The sequence below is a fragment of the Phocoenobacter atlanticus subsp. cyclopteri genome, assembly GCF_018343795.1.
GTDB classification, from domain to species: Bacteria; Pseudomonadota; Gammaproteobacteria; order Enterobacterales; family Pasteurellaceae; genus Phocoenobacter; species Phocoenobacter atlanticus.
Genome location: NZ_CP074346.1, coordinates 2,080,852 through 2,096,626 on the forward strand (window position 1 = coordinate 2,080,852; position 15,775 = coordinate 2,096,626).

19 protein-coding genes are annotated in these 15,775 nt (G+C 34.1%); 10 read left to right on the forward strand and 9 right to left on the reverse strand.

Annotated elements, in window-relative coordinates; all coding sequences use genetic code 11:
- Window positions 1–160: 160 nt before the first annotated feature.
- The 5 genes from coaBC (at window position 161) to crp (ending at window position 3,403) form a co-directional block, all read left to right on the forward strand.
- Window positions 161–1,366, forward strand: a complete 1,206-nt coding sequence (coaBC, locus tag KGI96_RS10035) for a bifunctional phosphopantothenoylcysteine decarboxylase/phosphopantothenate--cysteine ligase CoaBC (RefSeq protein ID WP_211598695.1) — start codon at window positions 161–163, stop codon at window positions 1,364–1,366.
- Window positions 1,366–1,821, forward strand: a complete 456-nt coding sequence (dut, locus tag KGI96_RS10040; protein WP_211598697.1) for a dUTP diphosphatase — start codon at window positions 1,366–1,368, stop codon at window positions 1,819–1,821. Before coaBC ends, dut begins: the two co-directional genes overlap by 1 nt.
- Before the next feature lie 9 nt (window positions 1,822–1,830).
- Window positions 1,831–2,442 carry a nucleoid occlusion factor SlmA gene (slmA, locus tag KGI96_RS10045; RefSeq protein WP_211598699.1) on the forward strand — a complete coding sequence of 204 codons (612 nt, stop codon included), beginning with the start codon at window positions 1,831–1,833 and terminating at the stop codon, window positions 2,440–2,442.
- A 7-nt stretch (window positions 2,443–2,449) separates the two neighbouring features.
- Window positions 2,450–2,668 (forward strand): YheU family protein, encoded by a 219-nt coding sequence (locus KGI96_RS10050; protein ID WP_211598701.1) that lies wholly within the window; start codon window positions 2,450–2,452, stop codon window positions 2,666–2,668.
- 69 nt (window positions 2,669–2,737) lie between these two features.
- Entirely contained in the window at window positions 2,738–3,403 is a 666-nt protein-coding gene (gene crp / locus KGI96_RS10055) for a cAMP-activated global transcriptional regulator CRP (protein WP_211598707.1), read from the forward strand.
- Window positions 3,404–3,496: 93 nt separating this feature from the next.
- Here the strand turns inward: crp and rplS are convergent, their stop codons facing one another.
- From rplS to rpsP, 4 genes are read right to left on the reverse strand one after another with little or no spacing between them, the layout of a single operon-like run.
- Entirely contained in the window at window positions 3,497–3,850 is a 354-nt protein-coding gene (gene rplS, locus KGI96_RS10060; RefSeq protein ID WP_090921372.1) for a 50S ribosomal protein L19, read from the reverse strand.
- Between the two features lie 37 nt (window positions 3,851–3,887).
- The gene (gene trmD, locus KGI96_RS10065; RefSeq protein WP_211598709.1) at window positions 3,888–4,640 is read right to left on the reverse strand and encodes a tRNA (guanosine(37)-N1)-methyltransferase TrmD; all 753 of its coding nucleotides are present in this window, start codon (window positions 4,638–4,640) and stop codon (window positions 3,888–3,890) included.
- 37 nt (window positions 4,641–4,677) lie between these two features.
- Window positions 4,678–5,205, reverse strand: coding sequence for a ribosome maturation factor RimM (gene rimM / locus KGI96_RS10070; protein WP_211598711.1), 528 nt, complete (start codon window positions 5,203–5,205; stop codon window positions 4,678–4,680).
- Between the two features lie 29 nt (window positions 5,206–5,234).
- Window positions 5,235–5,483, reverse strand: coding sequence for a 30S ribosomal protein S16 (gene rpsP, locus KGI96_RS10075; RefSeq protein ID WP_211598712.1), 249 nt, complete (start codon window positions 5,481–5,483; stop codon window positions 5,235–5,237).
- Window positions 5,484–6,066: 583 nt separating this feature from the next.
- Between rpsP and glpT the strand changes: the two genes are divergently transcribed.
- On the forward strand, window positions 6,067–7,449 hold the full coding sequence (gene glpT, locus KGI96_RS10080; protein ID WP_211598714.1) for a glycerol-3-phosphate transporter: 1,383 nt from the start codon (window positions 6,067–6,069) through the stop codon (window positions 7,447–7,449).
- A 56-nt stretch (window positions 7,450–7,505) separates the two neighbouring features.
- On the opposite strand, the gene KGI96_RS10085 is transcribed toward glpT, so the two are convergent.
- The 4 genes from KGI96_RS10085 to KGI96_RS10100 all read right to left on the reverse strand — a co-directional run bounded on the left by KGI96_RS10085 (window position 7,506) and on the right by KGI96_RS10100 (window position 12,115).
- Window positions 7,506–9,035 carry a YifB family Mg chelatase-like AAA ATPase gene (locus KGI96_RS10085; protein WP_211598716.1) on the reverse strand — a complete coding sequence of 510 codons (1,530 nt, stop codon included), beginning with the start codon at window positions 9,033–9,035 and terminating at the stop codon, window positions 7,506–7,508.
- Between the two features lie 224 nt (window positions 9,036–9,259).
- Entirely contained in the window at window positions 9,260–10,318 is a 1,059-nt protein-coding gene (locus KGI96_RS10090; RefSeq protein WP_211598718.1) for an RES family NAD+ phosphorylase, read from the reverse strand.
- Between the two features lies 1 nt (window position 10,319).
- Window positions 10,320–11,261 carry a sce7725 family protein gene (locus KGI96_RS10095; protein ID WP_211598720.1) on the reverse strand — a complete coding sequence of 314 codons (942 nt, stop codon included), beginning with the start codon at window positions 11,259–11,261 and terminating at the stop codon, window positions 10,320–10,322.
- Window positions 11,243–12,115: a sce7726 family protein gene (locus KGI96_RS10100; RefSeq protein WP_213156468.1), complete on the reverse strand. Its 873-nt coding sequence runs from the start codon at window positions 12,113–12,115 to the stop codon at window positions 11,243–11,245. The genes KGI96_RS10095 and KGI96_RS10100 overlap by 19 nt, the downstream gene beginning before the upstream one ends.
- Before the next feature lie 289 nt (window positions 12,116–12,404).
- Between KGI96_RS10100 and KGI96_RS10105 the strand changes: the two genes are divergently transcribed.
- The 4 genes from KGI96_RS10105 to KGI96_RS10120 all read left to right on the forward strand — a co-directional run bounded on the left by KGI96_RS10105 (window position 12,405) and on the right by KGI96_RS10120 (window position 14,945).
- Window positions 12,405–12,656 carry an EamA family transporter gene (locus tag KGI96_RS10105; protein WP_306344735.1) on the forward strand — a complete coding sequence of 84 codons (252 nt, stop codon included), beginning with the start codon at window positions 12,405–12,407 and terminating at the stop codon, window positions 12,654–12,656.
- A 359-nt stretch (window positions 12,657–13,015) separates the two neighbouring features.
- A complete protein-coding gene (locus tag KGI96_RS11300) occupies window positions 13,016–13,246 on the forward strand; it encodes an EamA family transporter (RefSeq protein WP_211598726.1) in 231 nt (76 codons plus the stop codon).
- 20 nt (window positions 13,247–13,266) lie between these two features.
- Entirely contained in the window at window positions 13,267–13,476 is a 210-nt protein-coding gene (locus KGI96_RS11160) for an NUDIX hydrolase (protein WP_229577173.1), read from the forward strand.
- A gap of 305 nt (window positions 13,477–13,781) precedes the next feature.
- Window positions 13,782–14,945 (forward strand): FAD-dependent oxidoreductase, encoded by a 1,164-nt coding sequence (locus KGI96_RS10120; protein ID WP_211598728.1) that lies wholly within the window; start codon window positions 13,782–13,784, stop codon window positions 14,943–14,945.
- A 255-nt stretch (window positions 14,946–15,200) separates the two neighbouring features.
- Here the strand turns inward: KGI96_RS10120 and KGI96_RS10125 are convergent, their stop codons facing one another.
- A complete protein-coding gene (locus KGI96_RS10125; RefSeq protein WP_213156470.1) occupies window positions 15,201–15,707 on the reverse strand; it encodes a hypothetical protein in 507 nt (168 codons plus the stop codon).
- Window positions 15,708–15,775: the final 68 nt, after the last annotated feature.

Here is a 15,775-nt window from a genome sequence, read left to right on the forward strand (position 1 = left end):
AAAATGGAACAAATAGAAAAATAATAATCTGAGTAATAAATAGATACAAAAAAGAAAATATAATCTTTCGATCAAGATCGCAAAAATAAACTATTGTGAGTAACTCCTTATTTTCGTAGAATACTCACTCTGACGTTTGTTTAAATAGGTAAATAGCTTAATGTTGAAATCAAAGAAAATTGTTGTAGGAATAACGGGTGGTATTGCGGCTTACAAAACAATAGAACTTATTCGTTTACTTAAAAAAGCCAATGCTGAAGTTCGTGTTGTATTAACCTCTGCAGCAGAGGCTTTTGTGACGCCATTAACTTTACAAGCAATTTCAGGTAATACTGTGGCAACGTCATTATTAGATCCACAAGCTGAATTGGCAATGGGGCATATTGAATTAGCAAAATGGGCTGATGCGATTGTTATAGCCCCCACAACGGCAGATTTTATGGCTCGTTTACGAATTGGAATGGGTAATGATTTGCTTTCTACACTCTGTTTGGCAACCACTGCTCCTATTTTTATTGCTCCAGCAATGAATAAGCAGATGTATAAGCGGTCAGTTGTTCAACAAAATTTACAAAATTTAATCCACGAACAGGGTGTTTATTGCATTGGTCCAAATAAGGGTGAACAAGCTTGTGGGGATAATGGCTTTGGGCGAATGTCAGAGCCTACTGAAATTTATTATCACCTTGAACAATTTTTTACAAAGAAACAAGATTTACAACACTTAACTATTACAATTACGGCAGGTCCTACCCGAGAGCCAATTGATCCAGTACGTTATATTAGTAATCATAGCTCTGGTAAAATGGGGTTTTCCATTGCAAAAGCGTTTGCAGATCGGGGGGCGACAGTTACTCTAATTTCAGGATCTGTAAATTTGAATACACCGGATAATGTGCAACGAATAAATGTCATTTCTGCAATGGAAATGGAAAAAGAAGCGATTAAATTTGCACAGCAAAGTGATATTTTTATTGGCTGTGCTGCTGTTGCTGATTATCGAGTAGCAGAGGTAGCGACACAAAAAATCAAAAAAACAGATAAAAATAATGAAATAACCCTCAAATTAATCAAAAATCCTGATATTATTTCAAATGTTGCTAACCTTAAAGAAAATAGACCTTTTGTTGTCGGCTTTGCTGCAGAAACGCAAGATGTTGAGCATTATGCAAAAAGTAAATTAGAACGTAAAAATTTGGATTTAATTTGTGCAAATGATGTTTCAAATGGACAAGTTTTTAATAGCGATCAAAATAGCTTGCATTTATTTTGGCAAAAAAATGATAAAATCTTACCGCTTGCTGATAAATTAATATTAGCAGAACGATTAGTGGATGAAATAATAAGTATATATAAGGAAAAGTAGTGAAACAGATTGATTTAAAAGTGTTAGATAAACGTATAGGAACAGAATTTCCATTACCGAGCTATGCAACTGAGGGTTCCGCAGGGCTTGATTTACGTGCATTAATTGAAGAAAAAATGATTGTTGAAGCGGGACAAACAGTGTTAATTCCAACAGGAATTTCTATTTATATCGCAGATCCTAATTTGGCAGCAGTCATTTTACCTCGTTCAGGATTAGGGCATAAAAATGGCATTGTATTGGGTAACTTAGTTGGGTTGGTTGATTCAGACTATCAAGGTCCTTTGATGGTGTCTTTGTGGAATAGAAGTAATCAACCATTTACCGTTGAAATAGGTGATCGTATTGCACAATTAGTCTTTGTTCCTGTTGTTCAAGCCAGTTTTAATGTAGTAGAAGAATTTAATCAAACAGAGCGTGGTGAAGGTGGCTTTGGTCATTCAGGAAAACAATAGGATGTTATTATGATAGAACCAATAATAAAAATGCCTAAAAAATCAGTAAAAGAACGTCAACAACAAGTTTTAGAAGTATTATTAACATTATTAAACTCTGAGGAAGGAATGCAGCGTATAACAACAGATCGCCTTTCCAAAGCTGTAGGTGTGTCTGAAGGCGCTTTATATCGCTATTATCCAAGTAAAACTAAAATGTTTGAAGCATTATTAGATAGTATTGAAGCTGCATTAATCAGTCAAATCAAAACTGTTATCCAGAGAGAAGAGAGTACACTATCACGGATTAAAGTTATTCTTTACACCATATTAGAATTTGCTAGAAAAAATCCAGGCGTGACACGTATTTTAACAGGACACGCATTGATGTTTGAAGATGATTTACTGAAAATGCGAGTAGCCAAATTTTTTGATGGTTTAGAATTACAATTTACAAATATTCTACAAATGAGAAAATTACGAGAAGGGCGTGCTTTTGACACCGATATTAGAATACTTTCTGTTTTTCTTATTAATTTTTGTGAAGGGCAATTTTTACGCTTAGTTCGTTCAAATTTTCGCTATGATCAATTCCAAAACTTTGAGAAACAATGGCGATTAATTAAACCTCTTTTTGAGTGAGAAATCAATGATAATTCCTTGGAAAAGTATTCCCTCAGAGACTTTAGATAATATTTTAGAGTCCTTCATTATGCGAGAAGGGACAGATTATGGTGAAGTTGAACGTTCAATGGAAGAAAAAAAAGAATGTTTATTACAATTAATTTATTCCGAGCAAGCTGTTATTGTATGGTCTGAATTACATCAAAGTTTAGATATTAAAGATCGCCAATCTTTTTTTGGTTAAAATATAATGGCTGTGTTAGACTAACCCATATAATATTTTTGTTTTATTCAACCAATAGAGACATTATTTATGCAAGATATTTCACTTGTTATACCTCAACCAGTTCCAATAAAACCATCAGATGTTTCAACGTTAGAGTGGTTTTTAACTTATTGTCACGTACATCGTTATCCTTCAAAAACAACGTTAATTCACGCAGGTGAAAAAGCAGACACACTTTATTACATCGTTAGTGGTTCAGTTTCTGTTTTTGTAAAAGATGAAGAAGGCAAAGAGATGATTTTATCTAACCTATGCGAAGGTGAATTTGTTGGTGAAATCAGTCTATTTGAAGAGGATATCTCTAGACGAACTGCATCGGTTAAAACAATAGGAGCTTGTGAAATTGCTGAAATTCCTTATACAAAATTCAAACAATTAATTCATTTAAATCCAGATATTTTGATGTATCTTTCTGCTCAGATGGCTCGTCGTTTACGCCAAACCTCTATGCAAGCAAGTAATCTTGCCTTTTTAGATGTAACAGGGCGTATTGCTCAAACACTAATGAGTTTAACAAGACAGCCAGATGCAATGACTCACCCCGATGGAATGCAAATTAAAATTACCCGTCAGGAGATTGGGCAAATGGTCGGCTGTTCACGTGAAACTGTTGGACGAATACTGAAAATGTTAGAAAATGATGGATTGATCTCAGCACACGGTAAAACTGTTGTGGTTTATGGTTCGAGATAGTTTATGAAATAATCTTTGGATTATAGATAGTAAAGATAGAAAAAAGGCTTGGGATTTCCCAAGCCTTTTGTTTTCTGCATTATTAAGCAAAAATTATTTTTTACCCAAACGCTCTTTGATACGTGCAGAACGACCACTACGCTCACGTAAGTAGTAGATTTTCGCTTGACGTACATCACCTTTACGTTTAACAGCAATGCTGTCAATTACAGGTGAGTGAGTTTGGAATACACGTTCAACACCTACGCCATTTGAGATTTTGCGTAGTGTGAATGCTGAATGCAAGCCACGGTTACGAATTGCAATAACCACGCCTTCGAACGCTTGCAGACGGCTTTTACTACCTTCTTTAACCCATACCTTAACTTCTAAAGTGTCACCCGGACGGAAGCTTGGTAAGTCTTTCTTTAACTGTTCTTCTTCAATTTGTTTAATGATGTTACTCATAATAATAAACCTTATATAATTCTAGAAATAACTGAATCTATGTATAACGCTGTTTAATTTTCTTTAACAACGTCGCTTGTTCGTCAGTCAGAGCTAGATCGTCTAATAGCTCAGGGCGTCTTAACCACGTTCGTTCAAGGGATTGTTCTAATCGCCATTTACGAATATTCTCGTGATGTCCAGACATCAACACATCGGGTACGGGTTCACCATCTAGCACTTCGGGGCGAGTATAATGAGGACAATCCAGTAATCCTGTCGCAAAAGAATCTTCTTCTGCGGAGGCTTGTTTGCCTAATACTCCCGGAACAAATCTTGCAACAGCATCAATCAATGTCATTGCAGGCAGTTCGCCCCCTGTTAAAACGTAATCACCAATCGACCATTCCTCATCAACTTCTGCTTGAATTAAGCGTTCATCAATGCCTTCATAGCGACCACACACCAAAATCATTTTTTGATTTGTGGCTAAGGTTTTAACACCTTGCTGATCAAGTTTACGTCCTTGCGGTGAAAGGTAAATGACCTTTACATCCACGTTTTCATCTTCGCTTAATGCGGTTTGTTTCGCTGCGTGAATTGCATCTCGCAACGGTTGAACCATCATTAACATACCGGGACCACCACCATAAGGGCGATCATCAACCGTGTTATGCTTATCAAAGGTAAAATCACGAGGATTCCAACATTGAATTTGCAGAAGATTGTGCTTTACGGCTCTTCCTGTTACGCCATATTCCGTAATTGCTTGAAACATTTCAGGAAATAAGCTAATAATTCCTATCCACATAAGAAGCTCTTTTGATTACGGTTATGCATACCTGAGGTTAGAAACCTGCGTCCCATTCCACTTCAATAATTTTAGTGGTGAGATCGACTCTTTTAACTACTTGTTCGTATAAAAACGGAATTAACCGCTCTTGCTTTCCGAAAGCATCTTTACTTTTTGCTTTAACGACTAAAACATCATTTGAACCTGTTTCCATAATCTCGGTTACTGTACCCATTTGGTAGTTATCCGTATTGACTACTTCACAACCAATTAAATCGTGCCAATAAAAATCATCTTCCTCTAATTGAGGGAAAACACTTAAATCCACACCGATTTCCGCATTTGTCAGTAACTGAGCAGATTCACGCTCATCTGTGCCTTTTAATTTTACAATTAAATCATTTTTATGATAACGCCAGCTTTCAAGTTCGACTGGTTTCCATTGATCTTTAACTTTTAAAAACCAAGGTTGATAGTCAAAAATACTTTCTTGTTGTTCTGTTGATGAATAAAGGCGTAACCAGCCACGGATACCATAGGTTGACCCTAATTTCCCCACCACTGTAATATTTTGTTCGCTCATACTATTCACCACACTAAATAATTTATGAATTAAGCTTCTTTACGTGCTTCTTTCACTAAAGTTGCGACACGAGTAGAAAGTGAAGCACCTTTTCCAACCCACGCATCAACACCTTCAAGGTTTACGCGTAAACGTTCTGCTTGACCTGCTGCCATTGGGTTGAAAAATCCTAAACGCTCGATAAAACGACCGTCACGTGCACAACGGCTATCCGCTGCAACGATTTGATAAAATGGGCGTTTTTTAGAACCGCCACGAGATAAACGAATGGTTACCATAACCTTCCTCTAAATAATTGATAGTAAAAAGAAACCCTCGTTCGAGGTGAGGGCGTGTATTTTGCTTGTCTAAAAAATAGAAAACAAGCGGTGAGATTATAATGATTTTTTGCAAAAAAGCAAGAAAGATATCAGTACTAAACTTAGTTACACACAGGAAAAATCATACTTTAATGGAATAACCTTGATTTATGATCAAATATTCCTTTTATAAAGAAAAAGTCACATTTAAGTCATTTTTGTTCAAGTATGCCTTTACTTCACTTGATTATATAAGGAATATAAATGTTAATATTCTACACAAAAAACCATTAACGAAAAAAATTAGAGTAAAAACCATCTCTTATCAAACATTTTTATTTATAAAATAAGCGATATCAATCATATTTTTATAAAAAATAATCGATCAAGATCACACTTTTAACAAAAACTGATTGTTATTAACATTAAAATTTTTACAATGTACCAACAATTTCTAGATTCTTGTTAGTAGTTTTATCTTTGTAAAATTTACAAAAAATCCAACCGCTTTCAGAAATAATTTGATTATAAAAAACGTAAACTTAACTATGGAGAATTCATTATGATCGGTTTCTTAAAACCTGCACCGCATAAAGAACAGTTACCAAAAGAACAAATTGACCCAACGTATCGTAAATTACGTTGGCAAGTCTTTATGGGTATTTTCTTTGGATATGCGGCATATTATTTTGTGCGTAAAAACTTCGCTTTAGCGATGCCAGGTATGATTGCCGAAGGGTGGTCAAAAGCTGACTTAGGTTATGCTTTGGCATTTGTTTCTATTGCTTACGGTATTTCTAAATTCCTTATGGGATCAGTATCTGACCGTTCTAATACACGTGTTTTCTTACCTCTTGGTCTTTTCCTTTCTGGTTTGATTATGCTTACAATGGGGCTTTTCCCTTGGGCAACCAGTAGTGTAACAGTATTAGCGATTTTACTTTTCTTAAATGGTTGGTTTCAAGGTATGGGCTGGCCGCCTTGTGGTCGTACAATGGTTCACTGGTGGTCTAAAAGAGAACGTGGCACCATTGTTTCTATTTGGAATACCGCACATAACTTAGGTGGTGCAGTACCTGCATTGTTACTAATGTTAGCATCAAGTGTTTATGCTTATACTCATAATATCGATCGTGATTCTGTACAATCTATTATGGTTTGGCGTGAAGCACTTTACTATCCAGGTATTGCTGCAATCATCGCTTCTTTCATTATTTTCTTTGTAATGCGTGATACTCCACAATCTTGTGGCTTACCGCCAATCGAAGAATACAAAAATGATTACCCAGATGACTACAACCCAGAAACTTATGAAAAAGAATTAACAGCAAAACAAATCTTTGTTGAGTATGTATTCAAAAATAAATTGTTATGGTACATCGCAATCGCTAATGTATTTGTTTATTTAATTCGCTACGGTGTATTAGACTGGGCACCAACTTATTTAAAAGAAGTGCGTCATTTTGGTATCGATAAATCATCTATTACTTACGCATTATATGAAATTGCCGCAATTCCAGGTACTTTATTCTGTGGTTGGGTTTCAGATAAAGTTTTCCAAGGTAAACGTGGTTTAACTGGTTTCATCTTTATGGTGGCAGTTACAATCGCATTATATGTTTACTGGCAAACCACTTCACAAAATCTTGCAATGATTATGATGGTTGTTTTAGGTTTCTTAATCTATGGTCCTGTAATGTTAATCGGCTTACACGCATTAGAATTAGCCCCTAAAAAAGCAGCAGGTACAGCCGCAGGATTCACTGGTTTATTCGGTTACTTAGGTGGATCAGTAGCAGCAAGTGCAATCATTGGTTGGACTGTTCAAAACAACGGTTGGGACAGCGGCTTCTATGTAATGTTGGGCGGTAGTGCATTAGCCTGTGTATTATTATTCTTAACAATGATTCAAGAAGCAAAACATAAAAAGGCAATGGAAGGTTAGTTTTTAAAATAACACCAAAATAAAACAAGTCCTTAGTACTCTTATACTAAGGACTTCTATTCTCCCTGTAACCGCTGCAATAAACGATCCATCGCTCGATAACCTAAGGCTTCAGCAAGATGTGGTTGTTTAATTTGATCTTCTTCCGTTAAATCTGCAATGGTACGAGCCACTTTCAAAATACGATGATAAGCACGTACTGACAGTCCTAATTTAGTGAGTGCGTTTTCTAAAAAAATCGCATCTTGTTTGCTGATTTTACAATCTCGCTCAATTTCTTTGGTGGATAACTTAGCATTGATTTTTCCTGCTCGTGCAAGCTGAATTTCTCTGGCTTTTAACACTCGTTGTTTAACCTGTTCGGTGGTTTCTCCACGATTAACATTGGGATTTTGCAACGCCCCTTTGGGAAGTAATGGCACTTCAATGGATAAATCAAAGCGATCCAAGAAAGGACCAGACAAACGGTTTAAGTATCGCATAACTTGTTGAGGAGAAGTGCGATTGTGTGTGCCTTGATAATGTCCTGTTGGGCTTGGGTTCATTGCTGCAATTAGTTGAAAACTTGCAGGAAATTGTACTTTGGCATTGGCACGAGAAATCACAATTTCGCCAGATTCCAACGGCTGTCGCAATGCGTCTAATACTTTCTTTTCAAACTCAGGCAGTTCGTCTAGAAATAGAATACCGTTGTGGGAAAGGGATATCTCTCCGGGTTTGGGGATCGAGCCACCACCCACTAACGCCACCATTGACGCCGAATGATGAGGCGAACGAAAAGGTCTTTGCTTCCAGTTATGGTAATTTAATTCATTTTGTACAAGACTTGCCACTGCTGCCGTTTCAATGGCTTCTTCATCATTCATCTCAGGCAATAAATCCGCCAAGCGACTGGCGAGCATTGTCTTCCCCGTTCCTGGAGGACCTAAAAATAATAAATTATGTTGCCCTGCCGCAGCGATCATTAAGGCTCTTTTTGCGTGTTGTTGTCCGATAATATCTGTTAAATCACGTTGCATAAGCGGTATGATTTTTTGTTCTTTTTGCAAAATTTGTTGGGCGATGGGTAACTGATCACGATTATTTAAAAAATTCACCACTTGCAACAGCGAAGTCGCACAAAGTGTTTCTGTATTTGATACAAGGGAAACTTCATTGGCATTTTGTTTGGCAATAATCAAAGCCCGTTTCACTTTTTGAGCCGCAAGAGTAGCAGGAATTGCACCGTGTACACCACGCAAAAATCCCGTTAATGCAAGCTCACCCAAAAACTCAAATTGATTTAATTTATCTGCGTCAATTTGCCCTGATGCTGCTAAGATTCCAATCGCAATCGGCAAGTCAAAACGTCCACCCTCTTTGGGTAAATCCGCAGGGGCAAGATTAACCGTAATTCGACGAGCAGGATAACTAAAATTCGCATTTAACAACGCACTACGAACTCGATCTCGTGATTCTTTGACAGTGGTTTCAGGCAATCCCACCAACGTCAAACCAGGTTTACCATTGCTAATATGCACTTCAATCGTCACTAAGGGGGCTTCAACACCGATTGAGGCTCGGCTATATACAATGGCTAATGACATAAAAAATCCTGTTTTATTTTCATCTTATCTGAAATTTTAAAGGAGAAAATAAAGCAAAATTATTTTTTCGATCTAGATCGCAAAATTTGCAAATTTTTATAAAAAATACTTCCTAAAATAACAAACTCATAAGTTTAAATAGAAATTTTTAGCTATGGTATACAAAAATACTGTACTATGAATGTAAAAGAGAGTTCAACAAGACTACTTACCTAAGTATTGTATTACAAATTAGATAATTCTTTAAAATCAAGTTTGATATTTGTAATATCATAAACTTTAACTTCCAAGCATTTGAATTTTTCAGGATTAAAGATCGCTAAATTAGTGCCTTCTGAATATAAAGAACTTTTGAATTCGATGCCATCAAATCCCATTGATTTTATTAATTCAGAAAGATATTGAGTCGGCAAATAATCCAATTCACTGTCATTCTTTCTTCTTGGTTTAGAAAGCTCCTGTTCTAATTTATCAATAAAATTACCATGTATTATTACATCTTCTAGAGTATCTAATTCAGCGAGTCGGAAAACATCATAAGTATTACGACTTAAGTTGACTACTTTTATATTCTTTTCTAGTCTAAAAGTACCAACCGAAACATAATCAAACAAACTTGCTCTTGTCTCATATAATGTTGTTGTTATATCACTTGATAAATATAAATAGGAAATCCCACTAGGATTTGCTCTCCCACTTGTGGCTTTTTCATTTGGAGGAGAACCCATTTCGCTACTATTATATCCTTGTTTATTTACACAAATTCTTGCTCTGTGAAATTTTTTCCCTTTAGGAATCTCTTTGCCAAAATTATTAAATAATAATTTTAATCTTTCTAAATCTAAGGGATTATTTAAATGGAATCTATTAATAGTTTTTATTTCTTCTGAAAACTTATCCCATGAAAAAAGAAGTTCTTGATTAATATCATTTTCAGTATTATCAAATTTTAATCTTACAGGATTCTCTAATACATCTCGGTAATCAGTAATATCATCTTTAAGTATTTCAGCAATAAGTTTTTTTGTATTATGCGTATTAAATAATATTTGAGAAAATACTTTTTTATCAAAATCTGATTTAATTTGTAAATCTAGAGGTTTACCATTTATGCTATCAATTATATATAAATCAATAATGCCTTTTAAAAAAATATTCAACTCAGAAGGCTCATAAATATAAATATCTCTAGACTTGCAGAAATCACAAATTCCTTGAGTATTATTATTTGAGATAATAGCTCTTATATATTGACTTTCAAAACAGTTAATACAACAATTCATATCAAATCAACCTTAAAACTAGATCTATATGATTCATCAAAGAAAGTTTTTTTAATGTACCTAATCCAGGAAAATGCCCACTCTTATGATATTCTCTAAATATCGGTACTGAAATAGAATCATATTTTTCTTCATCACACCAAGCAATTAATTTGTCTAGTGCTTCAGAAAATTTCCCACCAATATCTGATTGATCATCATTAGAATTTGATACAAAATGTTTTATTTTTATTCTGTTTGTTTCTTTTTCTGCATAAGATAGGTGAATTGCTACAGCATAAGGTAAAAAACCTGTTTCTGAATATTCTTCTCCGATACAAAGATAATCACCAAAACCTGTAAAACCATCTTCTTTATAGTATAAATGCTCTTCTGAAAAACTACTTTCATCTATTTGTAAATAATCAGCATTCCTTGATTTTGCATCAAAATAATCATCAAGCTCCACTCTAGTTTCACCATGAAAATTACGGTGATAACGTTTAGTTGTATATGATAAGTTGATTACATTATACTTTATTTTAAAATTCTCTTGATAAGTATTAATAATATTTTCTATATCATTAAAAACAGTATTGTGAATAATTGTTAATGCAGGAACAATACTTTTATATTTTTTTAAAAATTTAATAATATTGAGGTGATCTATTTTATTATGAAAAATAATACCAATTTGATAGTTTTTACTATTTTCAATGGAGTTCTGAATAGAATCGAAGATTTTCTCAATATCTGTAAATGTTCCAACTTGTGGATTAATAATGATTGTAAAATTTACATCATGTTGAACTAACATTGATAAGGTAGTTTTTAATGTAGAAGAATCTTTAACTGGCTCAATAATTGGAGATACTTTCTCTTTATTCGGAGCTAAAACATTTTCGATCAATTCCCTGATTCCAATTAATTCAAATTGCTTACCTCTTACATATGGCTGATACATTGGTTACCCTCTTTTAGAAAATTATATAGGCTATGATACTCTTGCTCATTAAAATTCAAAGAATTACAGATATATTTTAATTCTTTAGGAGTTTTTCTTGATCTAAGTAAACTAGGATTTAATAGTTTTCGTTCTTTAAGTTTATTTATAACCTGCTGCTGAAATTTTATAATGTCTATAGTCGCAAGTTCTTCATAACAAGCTCTAAATATTTTTGTATTTGGAACGGCAGGAATAACCCCAAAGTTATCAGCAACTAAATCAAGATATTCCTGCTTTCTTAAGAGCTTAAAAATTGTATCAAAATCAAATAAGGATACATTACTTCCCGCTTCTTTAAGCATCTCTAATTTATTTTGACCGTTAAATATAATAATACCAATATTAGTATTAGCATATTCCACACTTAGTTTTACTCCGTTCTTTTCATTAGTAACAATAAATACAAAATCTGCAAATTTCTGATAGTCTTCTAGTTGTTTTGATAATTTAGAAAAATCATCAAGCTCAGTTTTTATTTCAAAAACTCGAGCTGAACCATTTAACAAAAGTAAATCAGCTTTTGAGCTGGATATTTTAAATTCATTTATGGTTAATGTTTTTGTAAGTCCATACTCTTTGATAATATTAAGAAATAAATAATTTTTATAGATATATTCACATCTATATTTTTTTTGTAACATTTTATATAGCAACTTAATAATATCTAAATTTGTATAATTATTATCTGTTAGATTAAGATACTTGGTAGTTTGCTTTTGAAATAAAGCAACATCCCCTTCCCTAACTATTTTTTGAAACATAGGAGGGGAGAAAATTTGTGATAAAATTCTTAAATTCTGTGTTGCATTCATAACAAATAATTCTAAAGAGTATAATATTTTTTTAAAATTGTACACACTGATTTATAATAATACAAGGTTTCACAATTTTATATTTTCCTTTAGTAGTATAATATATTGAAAGTGTATTTTCTGTACTTATCATTAAAATTATTTTTTCGATCTAGATCGCAAAATTTGAAAATTTTTATAAAAATATTACTGATTATGGAGTAAAATCCACGCTCTATTCCTCAGTTAAAGGTATTAAATAAGGGATTTTGTATGGAGACGTTCAAAAAAACATTATTTTTTATTTATTGTGCTAGTCTTAGCAATGATTCGTGGCAGTTCTTATCTTTTTATTAAAGATGTTATCACCGTTTATTCCCCCTTTGAAATTGTCTTTTTTCGGTTTTTCTTAACGGGCATCGTGCTTTTTATTTTTTATCGCAAACTGTTAGCCAAAGCGACAAAATATGATGTCATTTTCGGTATTTTAGCAGGACTGTTTCTCTTTTCAGCCTTTGCTTTTCAGACCTATGGCTTAAAATATACCACCGTTTCCAAGTAATCGTTTCTGACTTCTCTTTACATTGTACTCATTCCGCTACTCAATTTTCTTTTCTTTAAAGAAAAGCTACAAAAAGCCGTTGTCGCTGTTTTTTCTCTTATCCTGATAGGGTTATTTTTTATCTCTTTTGATAACGTGGCAAACCTTGAATTATCCTTTAATTATGGAGATTTTCTCACTTGACTGTGTGCGTTTGTTTTTTCCTTAAATATCATTTTAATTTCAAAAATAGCCAAATTTGAGATTCATATTTTGAGATTCATATAATGAATATCACCACCATTCAAATGCTCTCTACGGGTCTCTTCGCTTTTATTTTTCAGCTTATTTTTAAAAAAGAAATGATTTGATTACAAAGTATGAATTTTTCACTCATCTATTTAATTTTAATTTGCACAATGTTGAATTTCACACTACAAAATATCTCGCAAAAATACGTACCCGCCCATATAATGGGGCTGATTTTATCCACAGAAGCCATATTCGGCACCATTTTTGCGGTTATTTTTTTAGAAGAAAAACTAAATACAAATTTTATTATCGGCACAATATTGATCACCGCGGGCGTGGTATTAGTGCAATTTTTTTGAGAACAAAAAGGACAAAGTAAATGAACACAGAGATTGATAAGCTTGCTTGGTTATATATCCAAAATAATCAAGTTTTAATGGCTCGCTCTAAGGGAAAGGAAAAATTTTATCTTCCAGGTGGTAAACGAGAGCAAGGGGAAGATGATAACACTGCGTTGATCCAAGAAATTAAAGAAGAGCTTTGTGTTGATTTGTTGCCTAACACCATTCAATATGCAGGCACGTTTTAGCTCAAGCAGACGGAAAACCAGAAGGGTATAATGTTAAACTCACTTGCTACACCGCTGATTTTCAAGGGGAATGCAAAGCGGATCAAGAGATTGAAGAGATCCGTTGGATTGGCTATCAAGAAAGAGAAAAATGCTCATTAGCTGCACAAATCGTACTGGATTTCTTAAAAGAAAAACAATTATTAGGTTAGTTTTTTGCTCACATAAATATTGATTAAAAATAAAATTTTTGTAAATTTTTATAAAAATATAACCGCTTGTGATGTAGAATTTAAGTATATCTAAATTAAAAATGGTAATAAACAATGCAAGATGTAATCGTGATTGGTGGTGGAATGGTTGGGGCTGCCACAGCGTTGGGTTTGGCAAAGCAAGGTTTAAAGGTTGCTTTACTTGAAAAAAGAGCCTTGCCAACATTCTCACAAGAACAACCCTACGATTTACGTATTTCTGCAATCAGCAAAGCCTCCGTTCAATTATTGGAAGCGTTAGGGGCGTGGCAACATATTCAAGAAATGCGAGTTTGCCCTTATGATGGTTTGGAAACGTGGGAAATTGACGGGTTTAATACGGTATTTTCCGCACAGGATTTAGGGCTGAATGAACTGGGCTATATGGTTGAAAATAATGTGATTCAGCTTGGTTTATGGCAATGTTTAAAAGATTATCCAAATTGTCAGCAAGCGGTCGGATTTGAACAACTTTTTGCAAAAAATGAACAAGGCGTTTGGACGATAACAATTGATAATCAGCAACAATTTTCCGCCCCTTTAATTGTCGCAGCTGACGGGGCAAATTCTCAGGTGCGTGGTTGGGCTGGGATTGGGCTAACCAGTTGGCAATATCGTCAACACTGTTTGTTAGCTGTCGTCAAAACCGAATTACCGCAACAGAGCGTGACTTGGCAACAATTTCATCACAGCGGACCGCGTGCTTTTTTACCTTTATTAGATCATCAAGGTTGTGTGGTTTGGTATGATTCGCCACAGCGTATAAAGGAATTACAAAACCTTTCATCAGAAAAATTAACTGCTGAAATTCTGACACATTTTCCACAACGTTTAGGACAAATTGAAGTGGAAAACTGCGGTGCATTCCCACTTACCAGACAACACGCTCAAAGCTATTTTAAAAATGGCATTGTATTGGTGGGCGACTCAGCTCACACGATCAACCCATTGGCTGGACAAGGGGTAAATTTAGGATTTAAAGATGTTAAAGCCCTCTTAAATGTATTAGAAAAAGCCCAACAAAAAGGCGAGACTTTGGCGAGTGATGAGGTGTTAAAACGCTATCAACAAAAACGCAAACCCGATAATTTACTGATGCAATCAGGAATGGATTTTTTCTATAAAACCTTTAAAACGGATTTATTGCCTGTAAAAGTTATACGAAATTTAGGCTTATTTACGGCGGATAAAATTACGCCTTTGAAAAAGAAAGCCTTGAAATATGCAATTGGGTTGTAGGTAAAAAAACATAAGCGGTAAGATCTGTTTATGTTTTTGCAAATTCTTAGCGTTATAAAATAAATCGTAACAAAATGCCATTAATAATGTGGTGAGAATTTAATGTACTATACCCATAGTATAAAATTTATTTAATTTTTAACCCCAACGTTATTTTTTTATACAAAATAAAATGCTAATATTTAAACGGTTAAATTTTTTAACTCATTCCATATTTTTTTATTCTTGCTATAAGGAAAATTATTATGAATACTCTTAACAAACAAACAAACAAACAAACAAACAAACAAACAAACAAACAAACAAACAAACAAACAAACAAACAAACAAACAAACAAAAAAGTCTAGTCTAAAACTTTCCTCTATTTCCTCTCTTATTCTTCTCTCTTTCAATCCTTTTTTATTCTCACAGGCTGTTGCTGAAACTTTACCAACTGTTGTTTCAAAAATAGATTTAGACACATTAAGCTCAGATAATACTGGGGTTGCAACGGTTTGGGATTTAAGTAGTGATGGTACGATTGCAGGTGGTTGGGCTCGTAATGATAACAATGATTGGAGAGCAATAATTTGGTCAGGGAAAAACTGGCAAAATAAAACGGATTTAGGCACATTAAGATCAGATAACACTGGAAATTCAGAGGTTCGGGCTTTAAGTAGTGATGGTACTATTGCAGGTGGTTGGGCTGACAATGATAAAAATGATGGTAGAGCAATAATTTGGTCAGGGAAAAACTGGCAAAATAAAACGGATTTAGGCACATTAAGATCAGATAATGCTTGGAGTTCAGAGGTTCAGGCTTTAAGTAGTGATGGTACTATTGCAGGTG